Below are 9,890 nucleotides of genomic sequence, written 5' to 3'. Positions count from 1 at the left end.
TTGGGGGAAAAAAATACATCTATCTGTCGGGTTTCGTCGCTGACTTCTTTGCTGATTTCGACGATTCCCAGGGGAGAAAGTAATTGTTCAAGGTAATTTTTGGCAAATTGGTCATGGGGTTTCATGGACTGAGCAGTTAATTGATAATTCTCAATTGTATAGTTATTAAAAAAGTGGGTTTAAATAACCCACTTCCCAGGTGATATTGGTAGTTTTTAGGATCGTAATTTTCAAACTGTGCCAGAAACTATGAGCAGCCATGGCAATTATTCTCCTTGTCAATAGTGAGCAATTGTAAGATTAGACTACCTCTTCGAGAAAATCATAAATTTTGTCTAATTGTTCCAAGGTCACTAAACCGTACTGCCAGAGAATCATCGGTAAATGAATTTTATCAGATTGGATCGAGCGCTCGGCCATAGCGATCGATTCTTGGGGAAGGGACAATTCCTCTTGCAGAAATCGTCGGAATTGGGAATAGGCAATCGTGGACATAGGGGGTTTTTTTTCCTCAATAGTATAGTATATCTCGTGATTTTAACAAAACACTACCTGATCGGTTTCAAGGACAGTTAGTCTCGCGAGCGTTTTTTCTGTATCTAAGCTATCTCGATGATAGAGAGTGCTTTTCTAAAAATCGCTGGCTCTCTTACAAATAGTCCCGTTAGATCGAGCAGAATTTTGTCTCTGTTTAATCTATAGCAAGGGTAAAGATTATTCAATCTATGACTTGATAGACTATAAAAATCTTAATCGATATGGTTATATCTTAAACAGTATAAATGCGTAATAGCTTCTAAAAGCCATACTTATATTTCCAGACAAGGGACACCTTCTATAAGAAAGTTAACACCATTTTCAAAAATCAAGGTCTTGAGATAGACTCAATCTTAATTTTATCTCCTTCTTTCACTCCTAATTCTTTCGCTCGGCCCCCGGCTAGTTCGATCACTTGATTAACCATGGTGTTTGGCCCATAGACAGGACAAGGATCCACAGCACAAGGGGGAACATTGAGCAAAACTGCCTTTACTATACCATCTTTTAGAAAAATCATGTCTAGAGGAATCGAGACATTTTTCATCCAAAACCGGGCCACCAGAGGTTGTGCAAAGGGAAATAGCATACCGCGATTTTTCTCCAAAGACGAGCGATACATTAAACCCTTGGCCTGTTGTTCGCTGGTTTGAGCCACTTCTAACTCAATCATCTCACCATTAATATCTGCTTTGGCCGTGATCGGTAATATTTGCCCTTGATTCTCAGTCGTAATCTGAGCCATTGAACTATTATTACCATTGAGATTAGTCGATTGACAACTCAGCAGCAACAAACCTAAAAATAGTATTAACTTGATCTTGAGCATAAATGATTTTTTACCAGTCATCACCAATAGTTATCAATACTTAATTTTTCTAGTATAAGTGGAGAATTAAGCAGATAAGACACTAACACAAAGTGGCGACAGCAAATATAAAGATAGTATTAAAAATATCTAGCATGGGGTTGAGCATCCTTCCTTGAGGAGAGGGGCAGGATTGCTAGAACGTATATACTAGGAAAATTCTCAAAGTTATTGGCCGATTTTCCCCCTCAATTTTGCCCTAGTCCGGCAGCAGTCGATCGCCTTCGTAGGTTAAAATACCATTGATCTATTGATCGATTATTGTAGGCTCAGGAGCAATCACCATGACCGCAGAAAGTATGTTATTTAATGGGGCGATCGTGGCGATCGTTCTCGTCCTCGTCGGATTAGCTTGGGGTTTTCTCCTCCTCAAAATCCAAGGTGGAGAAGCGGAATAGCTTGTTTTTCGGTTCATGGTTACTTTATTAGTAATCATGAACTAATTTTTCCCCATCAAAAGTAATTAAGAGAAAATCAATAACTAAAATTTTATAGCTATACCTATGACCACTCCCACGATCGAGTTTTTTGTCGGTTTATCAGAAGAATTAAGCGGTGTTAGTCTCCGCAAAAATAAAAGTACCGGGATTCGCAATGTCCTGATGACTTTTAAAACCCTGAAAGCGATCGAACGTTTCCAAAGTTTCACCACCCGCACCTACGGTGATCTTCGTCTCACCGATGAGGAAGGAGTGATTATAGTTATTCCAAACTCGACTAAGTTTATTTTTGGAGGAGATGAAGGAGATGAAATTCAACGGGTAGAATGTGGTTTTGAAATCACCGATGAACACTGGGAGCGTTTTATGCGCTTTATGAATCGTTATGCAGCCGCTAACGGGATGGGGTATCAGGATAAGTGAGAAGTGGGGTGATGGGGTGTAGGGTGTGGGGAGAATAAATAAAAATAATCTCCTGACTTCTGACTCCTGACTCCTGAGTTCTGATAGTTAAAAACCAGCTAAAATAAGGATAAATTTAGTCAAGAAACCATGAAAATAGCGATTACTGGGGCGACGGGATTTGTGGGTAGTCGATTGGTGGTCAAACTCTATGATCGCGGCGATGACATCCTAATTTTGACTCGCAATCCCGATAAAGCCCGAAGAATTTACCCAAAGTCAATCTATCCTAAGATAGAGATTATTCCCTATATCGCCACAGAATCGGGGGATTGGCAAAAAGAGATTTGCGGATGTGACGCGGTGATTAATCTAGCGGGAGAACCGATTTCGGAACGCTGGACCGGTGAAGCAAAACGAGCAATCGTCGCTAGTCGGGAAATCGGCACCGAGAAAATTGTCGAGGCGATCTCGCGTAGCGAGCGCGTTGCGACCGCACTGGCCGACCAGAAACCGAAAGTTTTAATTAACTCCTCGGCGATCGGTTACTATGGAACCAGTGAAACCGCTAGTTTTGACGAAAATAGCCCTCCCGGTGGCGATTTTCTGGCGGATGTCTGTAAAAAGTGGGAAACAGCCGCCCAAAAAGTTAAAGATTACGGCACTCGTTTAGTCATTCTTCGCACGGGTATTGTTTTAGGCAATGGGGGTGCTTTAGGGAAAATGATCCCACCCTTCAAACTATTTGCCGGCGGACCGATTGGCAGCGGTCGTCAGTGGTTTTCTTGGATTCATCGGGATGATTTAATTAATTTAATTATCTATTGTCTCGATCGCCCAGAAATTAACGGTACTTTCAACGCTACTGCACCCAATCCCGTCCGGATGAAAGAATTCTGTCAGATATTAGGGGAAGTAATGAATCGTCCTTCTTGGTTGCCAGTGCCAGATTTTGCCCTCGAAATTCTCTTGGGAGAAGGAGCAAAAATCGTCTTAGAAGGTCAAGAAGTGCTGCCAAAAGCCACTCAAGCGCTCGGTTTTGACTATCGTTATCCTAATCTAGAAGCGGCCTTACAAGAAATCGTCCCGAAAATGTAGAAAGCTGATACAATAGCCGGACCCAGTGTTCTCAATCTATTTTTCACTCCAGACGGGATGGGAGAATAAAGAGGCGGCCACTCTCACCCCGCGCAGTTGATTTAACAGGGGTAAATGACCGACGGGAGCGCTTAAATCCCAGATAAATTCTTGGGGGTATTTTGTCCAATTATTGCCATTTTTCCAGCCAATTTTCGGCCAGAGTTTCGGGAAATCTTGACCGACACCGAGCCATAATTTGCGCTGCACCGACCAACCGAATTTCCCTTCCGAATGAACTAACCAAAGATGATCAATAGTCTGAATGTCAACCTTGGGAAAAGCTTCTACTTCCGTAAAATAGACCCATTTCCTCTGTATTGCTCCTTCTCCTGCTAATTCACAGAGTTTTTGACGGGTGAGACTATCGGCAGTTTGAAAATCCTGTTTAGCCAATAATTCCTGTAAAAGTCGATAATCGATACCTTTAGCACTATCGAGGGGAACAACACCCGTGGGGAAATAATTAGCTAAAAATTCCTTGCTCTGATCGCTATTATCTTGGTATAGCAATTGATAAGCCTTACCTGTCACCAGATTAACAGGAGTGGGGCGCAGGGCCAATAAAAAATCTCTCAACACAGTTAGGCCACCTTCTCCGGCCCCAGCTAATTGTGTCAGGATTTGTAATTGATTTTTCGGCGACTCGGTGGCTAATTGACTCATCTTACGGGTAATATCCTCGCTTTGTTCTTCTACTAACACGCCATTCTGGTCAGTCATATCATCACTTTTAAGACCACTCCTTCTACTATTACCACTATTTCGGGGTCGCTGCTCGATTTTTTCCCGACAAAAAAGGGATTTTTAGCGGGTGGTTGATCGTACACTGAAAGAGAGAACTATTTTGGCTATCTAGATCACCGACGGTCAAAATTCCCTTGACTGAATCGGTGATGGGCAGAGATTGTAACAAAAATTATCGATTTCTTGACAAAAAACACCGATCATGCTATCAACTGAACCTAAAATCAGCAATTCCGGACAAAAATATTTAGCCTATCAAGATTGTCTATCCCCGAATCAAACCCTGTTCCCCCTGACAGCCAAGGTTAATAACCGCGATTGTCTAGAAATCGGTGGTTGTGATGTCACCACCCTAGTGGAACGTTTCGGTTCACCCTTGTATATTGTCGATGAAGTCACCCTCCGCACTGCCTGTCGTCAATACCTGCAAGGTTTCCAGACTCATTATCCTGGAGAATCTAGGGTAATTTATGCCTCGAAAGCGTGGAATTGTCTGGCTGTATCGGCCGTGGTCGCTAGGGAGGGATTAGGTTTTGATGTGGTGTCGGCCGGAGAAATTCACACGGTGTTAACCGCTTTAGACCAGATCAATAAAACCGATGTGCCGATATACTTTCATGGTAATAACAAATCGATCGCCGAGTTAGAATATGCGATCGAGCATAACTGCATTATTGTCGTTGATAACTGGCTAGAGTTAGAAAATCTGGTTAAATTAGGCGAAAATCGTCCTGATAACCCTATTCCGATCCTATTGCGGTTAACCCCCGGCATCGAGTGTCACACCCACGAATATATTCGCACGGGTCACTTAGACAGTAAATTTGGTTTTGACCCTCATCAAATCGAAGCGGTATTTGACTATGTTTTAGCTCATCCGGTGCTGAATTGTCTGGGTTTACACGCTCACATCGGTTCCCAGATTTTTGAACGTCAACCCCACCAAGACTTAGCCGCTGTGCTGGCAGATTGGTTTAAATTAGGTTTAGAACGGGGTTTACCCCTAGAGCAATTAAACGTCGGTGGTGGTTTAGGGATTCGCTACCTCGAAAGTGATGACCCCCCAAGTATCGAGGAATGGGTGCAAGCAGTGTCCTTAGCAGTGGCTAAAGCTTGTCAGGAAAGAGGTATCGCTTATCCGCTGCTCATTGCCGAACCGGGACGCTCTCTGATTGCCACCGCTTGCGTAACGGCCTATACAGTGGGTAATCGCAAAGAAATCCCTGAAATCCGCACCTATATCGCCGTCGATGGCGGAATGTCCGATAATCCCCGACCGATTACCTATCAATCGGTTTATCGGGCCGTGGTCGCCAATAAAATGAGTCAAGAATGTCAGGAAGTGGTGACAATAGCTGGAAAGCATTGTGAATCTGGCGATATTCTAATTAAGGATATTACGCTACCGAAAACCAACCCGGGGGATATTTTAGTGGTTTTAGCCACAGGAGCCTATAACTACAGTATGGCTTCTAATTACAACCGCTTACCCCGTCCGGCGGCGGTAATTGTCCACAACGGAGAAGCTAATCTCATCCTTGAACGGGAAAATCTGGCGGATTTGCTGCGTCAAGACCGTTTACCGAAAAATTGGGTTTAAAGCCTCGCCCTTTTAGGGCGACTTTATAGGATGTATGATATTAAGAATAGGGGGCCGGGTAAGCAACCGCTTAAAAAACCCAGTCATCAACCGATGAACGCACCTTGAAAACTAGAGTTATGGGGTTCTATAGGGGAATGCTCCTATAGGTAAAAGCTCTAAGCGTCAAGTACCAAAGAAACCAATTATTTTAGAGGTTTTGAACTGTATCGTAGGGCATACGAGAACAGGCTTCTGTAAGGTCGCGAAAGTCTGAGGAGAGAACCACCTCTGGGTTGGATTTCGCCAGGAATCTAATTCAAGTGGACTCGTTGAGCCAGAAATTCACAGCAGTGATGCTAGAAGAATCCACGTCCGTTTACGGCGTGGGGTATGTCAACCACTCGACTCTCCTTAATATAAACCTCATCGCTATCGTCCCCCATGTCGGGTTTTTTTCTGGATCCTCGCCGGTTATTGTCCTGGATTCTCAGCCATGGTCTGTCAGTCCTAGACTTTGGGTTAGTTCTCCTCCTTACCTATATGCTGCTGCTAATTATCGGCGAGCGGCGTACCTTTTGGATGGTGCGAGGACTAATCTACTTAATGCTGGCCTCGGTGATTAGCGATGCCCTAGGATTGCGCTTGCTGGGGTTAGTCCTAGAAAAATTGATTTTGGGGGCAGCAGTGGCGATTGCTGTGATTTTTCAGTCGGAATTCCGCCGTTTTTTAGAATTATTGGGCAAAGGTCAAGTGTGGGAATTATTTAAAAAAAGTTCCCCCACTCCCAAGACCGATAATGTCATTGATGAGTTAGTGGACGCGGTGAAGGATCTATCTCAAAATCGCACCGGTGCCCTGATGGTATTAGAAACCAGTGGCAATCTCGACACCAAGGTGTTTGTCAATCCGGGGGTGACGCTCAATGGCCAAGTATCTAAGGAATTAATTCAAACTATTTTTCAAACTAAAACTTTACTGCACGATGGGGCCGTATTTATTCGGGGCGATCGAGTGGTGGCCGCGGGTGTTATTCTACCCTTATCGGAGCGCAGTACCTCTAGGCAATTAGGCACCCGTCATCGGGCGGCCATGGGCATTACCGAAAGGCTAGATAATTGTATCTGTATTGTGGTTTCTGAGGAAACTGGCTCGATTTCCCTCGCGTCGGGGGGTAATTTGGATCGGCCCTTAACCAGTAGTAAACTAAAAGAGCTTCTCGAAGCGAAGTTTTCTCCGTCGGGAGAGGGGGAAGTGGTCGCACCGAGTTGGGGACGTTTAGGGCGTACAATTGGCTTAAAAGGTCGTCTAATCTTAGAAAAATTCTCCCGTTCGCCCAGAGCAACCCCCAAAGATAGAAAATGACTCTTAAACCGAGCTTGTCATCAGAATTACCTACGGATTTAGATAAAAACCGTTTGCCTCAGCACGTCGCAGTGATTATGGATGGGAACGGTCGTTGGGCGAAAAGTCGTGGTTTACCGCGGATTATGGGCCATCAACGGGGAGTAGATGCACTAAAAGACTTGCTGCGCTGTTGTCGTGACTGGGGGATTCCCGCTTTAACTGCTTATGCTTTTTCTACAGAAAATTGGGGTCGTCCCCTCGAGGAAGTAGAGTTTTTAATGACTCTATTCGAGCGGGTTTTGCGGCGCGAATTAGAAGAAATGATGCAGCAAAATGTCAAAATTCGCTTTATTGGTAATTTATCAGCCTTGCCAGAGTCTTTAAGACGGGAAATTGCTAAATCTCAAGCAGAAACTAGCAAAAATTCCGGTATTCAATTTACGGTGGCTACTAATTATGGTGGCCGAGAGGAGATCGTGCAAGCTTGTCAGGCGATCGCTCGTCAGGTGCAACAGGGTTTAGTCTCCCCGGAAGCGATCGATGAATCTCTCTTTGAACAGTATCTTTATACTGCCGGGATTCCTAACCCAGACCTGTTAATTCGCAGTAGTGGGGAAATGCGAATTAGTAATTTTTTACTCTGGCAAATGGCCTACGCGGAAATCTATGTTACTGACACCCTCTGGCCCGATTTCGATCGAGTGCAATTTCACCGCGCTTTAAAAGATTATCAGGGTCGTCATCGTCGTTTTGGCAAATTATAAGGGCTGCAGCCCAAATTTAGCGAAATAGCCACTGTGGGGCAGTTAAAGGACAATTTTTGATTTTTACAAGAGGTCTGATCACTTTTAATCTTAAACTCCCTGGGGCAACGGTTAAACTGCGACGAGAGGTCGTTTGTGATCTTCTCGATTTCCCCAATACGGTAATCCGTAAATCGGCTGGAGCTAGACTTTTTCCCCGGCTAAAATAAAATAGGGGAGAGAATAACTATCGACGATAAGCAGTTTTAAGATTATGGGATTCTTTGACTCAGAAGTGGTTCAACAGGAAGCTAGACAGCTATTTGAAGATTACCAGTCCCTCACACAACTAGGCAGCGAGTACGGGAAATTCGATCGAGAGGGTAAAATAATCTTTATCGATAGGATGGAGGAGTTAATGGAACGCTACAAGATATTTATGAAGCGTTTTGAGTTATCTGAGGATTTTTCCGCCCAAATGACCGTAGAACAGCTAAAAACCCAATTAGGTCAATTTGGCATGACTCCGCAAATGATGTTCGACCAAATGCAGCAAACCCTTGAGCGGATGAAGGCAGAAATTCGCTAAAATTGCCGATATTTATCGGGTATTGGCTGTCTTTTGCCCGATAATGTCCTCTCCAGATTACTGCTCGGAAAATTGGGGTTTCTGCGGTTTTTTGAGAAAAATGATCTAATAATTTTAAGTAGGTTAGCTGATGAACTCCAGGCCAGATTCACAAGAGAATATTGAGCCACCTCAGTATAGTGAAAAAACTAACCGCATTCAGGCAATCAGTCAACTGATTAAGGCAATAACCCCGTTAATTTGGGCTATAGTTGTTCTAGTGGTTATCTTGCCTCTTTTAGGGAAAATTTGGCTAGGAACTGCCGGCAATGAACCGTTAAAAACTAGGGTTGCTACCGAAACTAACCTAGAGATTCCCATCACTATACCCGAAAAATCTAACAGTCAAATCGATCGGGAGATTAGCCAAGCTTTACAGACAGCGAGAGCAAATTCTCAAACCTTTGCCCTAGGAGAAATTGAGGGATGGGTGGAGGAGTTAATGACACGGGTAGATCAGGGTTTTCTGCCTTGGTATTTTAACTATTTCAATCAAAAACAATTTGAGGGCAAGGCCTTTTTAAGCGGATTATACTCCTCGATCGCTCACTGGGTCAATACAGATAATCCACCCCCGGAACAGGTGGTGGCAGAAAATTTGACCAAAACTATTCAAACCGAGTTTACTAAACGGGTAATTCGTCCCCAAGAGGCTCAATTGCGTCTAGAGAGAATTACTAGGGATGCTGTTAATTTATATGTCAATAATTTAAGCAATGAATTGGCAAATATACAGGCTAGTTATCAAATTCCCCAAGGCAAATGGGACCGTTATCTTAGTGATATAGCCGTAACAATTAAAGATACCGAGGGCAATATTTCTAACACATCAATTAAACTTTTAGTCGGTGGCACCACTGCTTTAGGAGTTAAATCTCTGGTCCCAGTGATGAAAGTGGGCAGTACAGTTTATTTGTCCCTAGCGGGAAAAACGGGGGCGAAAATTGCCACTAAAACCGGTGGGGCAGTAGCGAGTAGTTTTGGGGCAGAATTAATCGATCCAATCGTGGGAATTGGTTTGATAGTTTGGGATTTATGGGACTATCAGCACACGGTAAACATTGAAAAACCGATTCTGCGGGATGCCATTTTTAATTATTTACAAGAAGTCAAATACGATCTGGTCAATAATCATCAAGGTAGCGTCCTTTCATCTATTTATCAAATTGAAGCCACTGTCAATAAATCCTTAGTGAGAACCTAAATAAAATCATCTAAGTAGGTAGGCGTTAAAATCAGACACCCCCCTTATCAAGGGGGGCAGGGGGGATCGACACCCCCCTTATCAAGGGGGGCAGGGGGGATCGACACCCCCCTTATCAAGCTATCCATTAGTCAGATCTTTCTTAACAAAAAGAGAAGAAACTTAAAAAAAGGGGAAACGATTGATAGGTATAGTTTTGAAAGAAGGAATCAAGGTGGAGGTAAGCAAAAAAATGGAGAAATGGGCAGCCCAAGAATT

General features: G+C 43.6%; 11 protein-coding genes and 1 pseudogene. 8 read left to right on the top strand and 4 right to left on the bottom strand.

Going from position 1 to position 9,890, the window contains the following annotated elements; all coding sequences use genetic code 11:
- The 3 genes and pseudogenes from IM456_RS22250 to IM456_RS22240 form a co-directional block, all read right to left on the bottom strand.
- A pseudogene (locus tag IM456_RS22250) lies at window positions 1–125 on the bottom strand (flagellar assembly protein H); the annotation flags it as partial.
- 175 nt (window positions 126–300) lie between these two features.
- Complete coding sequence (locus IM456_RS22245; RefSeq protein WP_002757016.1) at window positions 301–495, bottom strand: DUF2949 domain-containing protein; 195 nt, start codon at window positions 493–495, stop codon at window positions 301–303.
- A 370-nt stretch (window positions 496–865) separates the two neighbouring features.
- Window positions 866–1,387 (bottom strand): DUF192 domain-containing protein, encoded by a 522-nt coding sequence (locus IM456_RS22240; RefSeq protein ID WP_128575475.1) that lies wholly within the window; start codon window positions 1,385–1,387, stop codon window positions 866–868.
- Window positions 1,388–1,689: 302 nt separating this feature from the next.
- On the opposite strand from IM456_RS22240, the gene petM reads away from it, so the two are divergent.
- The 3 genes from petM to thyD all read left to right on the top strand — a co-directional run bounded on the left by petM (window position 1,690) and on the right by thyD (window position 3,345).
- Window positions 1,690–1,803 carry a cytochrome b6-f complex subunit PetM gene (gene petM, locus IM456_RS22235; protein WP_012265655.1) on the top strand — a complete coding sequence of 38 codons (114 nt, stop codon included), beginning with the start codon at window positions 1,690–1,692 and terminating at the stop codon, window positions 1,801–1,803.
- A gap of 105 nt (window positions 1,804–1,908) precedes the next feature.
- The gene (gene psb28, locus IM456_RS22230; protein WP_149988306.1) at window positions 1,909–2,268 is read left to right on the top strand and encodes a photosystem II reaction center protein Psb28; all 360 of its coding nucleotides are present in this window, start codon (window positions 1,909–1,911) and stop codon (window positions 2,266–2,268) included.
- Window positions 2,269–2,397: 129 nt separating this feature from the next.
- On the top strand, window positions 2,398–3,345 hold the full coding sequence (thyD, locus tag IM456_RS22225; RefSeq protein WP_287693180.1) for a thylakoid membrane protein ThyD: 948 nt from the start codon (window positions 2,398–2,400) through the stop codon (window positions 3,343–3,345).
- A 36-nt stretch (window positions 3,346–3,381) separates the two neighbouring features.
- Here the strand turns inward: thyD and IM456_RS22220 are convergent, their stop codons facing one another.
- The gene (locus IM456_RS22220; RefSeq protein ID WP_287693179.1) at window positions 3,382–4,107 is read right to left on the bottom strand and encodes a GUN4 domain-containing protein; all 726 of its coding nucleotides are present in this window, start codon (window positions 4,105–4,107) and stop codon (window positions 3,382–3,384) included.
- Between the two features lie 226 nt (window positions 4,108–4,333).
- Here IM456_RS22220 and lysA point away from each other — a divergent pair, with 226 nt between their 5' ends.
- From lysA to IM456_RS22195, 5 genes are all read left to right on the top strand, one after another.
- Window positions 4,334–5,731 carry a diaminopimelate decarboxylase gene (gene lysA, locus IM456_RS22215; protein ID WP_287693178.1) on the top strand — a complete coding sequence of 466 codons (1,398 nt, stop codon included), beginning with the start codon at window positions 4,334–4,336 and terminating at the stop codon, window positions 5,729–5,731.
- Window positions 5,732–6,154: 423 nt separating this feature from the next.
- Complete coding sequence (cdaA, locus tag IM456_RS22210; RefSeq protein ID WP_002799082.1) at window positions 6,155–7,075, top strand: diadenylate cyclase CdaA; 921 nt, start codon at window positions 6,155–6,157, stop codon at window positions 7,073–7,075.
- Window positions 7,072–7,821 carry a polyprenyl diphosphate synthase gene (gene uppS / locus IM456_RS22205; protein ID WP_287693177.1) on the top strand — a complete coding sequence of 250 codons (750 nt, stop codon included), beginning with the start codon at window positions 7,072–7,074 and terminating at the stop codon, window positions 7,819–7,821. Before cdaA ends, uppS begins: the two co-directional genes overlap by 4 nt.
- A gap of 253 nt (window positions 7,822–8,074) precedes the next feature.
- Window positions 8,075–8,389, top strand: a complete 315-nt coding sequence (locus IM456_RS22200) for a DUF1825 family protein (RefSeq protein ID WP_002738222.1) — start codon at window positions 8,075–8,077, stop codon at window positions 8,387–8,389.
- 130 nt (window positions 8,390–8,519) lie between these two features.
- Window positions 8,520–9,632: a hypothetical protein gene (locus IM456_RS22195; protein WP_287693176.1), complete on the top strand. Its 1,113-nt coding sequence runs from the start codon at window positions 8,520–8,522 to the stop codon at window positions 9,630–9,632.
- Window positions 9,633–9,890: the final 258 nt, after the last annotated feature.

Origin of the sequence: Microcystis sp. M079S1, from assembly GCF_020246425.1 — a bacterium.
Classification (GTDB): domain Bacteria; phylum Cyanobacteriota; class Cyanobacteriia; order Cyanobacteriales; family Microcystaceae; genus Microcystis; species Microcystis aeruginosa.
This window is presented reverse-complemented; position numbering and strand designations above follow the sequence as displayed.